The sequence below is a fragment of the Mesorhizobium sp. WSM4989 genome (assembly GCF_029625795.1).
Taxonomy (GTDB): domain Bacteria; phylum Pseudomonadota; class Alphaproteobacteria; order Rhizobiales; family Rhizobiaceae; genus Mesorhizobium.
Window position 1 is genome coordinate 1 of record NZ_JARTVN010000045.1, and the last position, 260, is coordinate 260.

At 59.2% G+C, this 260-nt stretch carries 1 protein-coding gene; it reads right to left on the minus strand.

The window, feature by feature from the left end:
• Positions 1-75: 75 nt before the first annotated feature.
• The coding region (locus tag P9217_RS30245; RefSeq protein WP_278088336.1) for an SDR family oxidoreductase at positions 76-260 on the minus strand (185 nt) is incomplete at its 5' end.

The window sequence follows — 260 nt, forward strand, 5'->3', positions numbered from 1 at the left end:
CCCTTGGACCTGGCCCGGTGAGATGGCGCTCGACGCTCGACAATCAAACGGCTGCAGCGACTTGGTTACCCCCGCTCAAAGCAATGCCATTCCGCCGTCGACCCGCAGATTGACACCGGTGACAAAGCTGCTTGCGTCCGATGCCAGGAACAGAGCGGCTTTTGCCAGTTCTTCCGGCTGGCCCATTCGACCAAGGGGAATTGCTTCCGCCATGGACTTCTCGAAGGATCCACGCATTTCGGCCGGTACACCCAATTTGT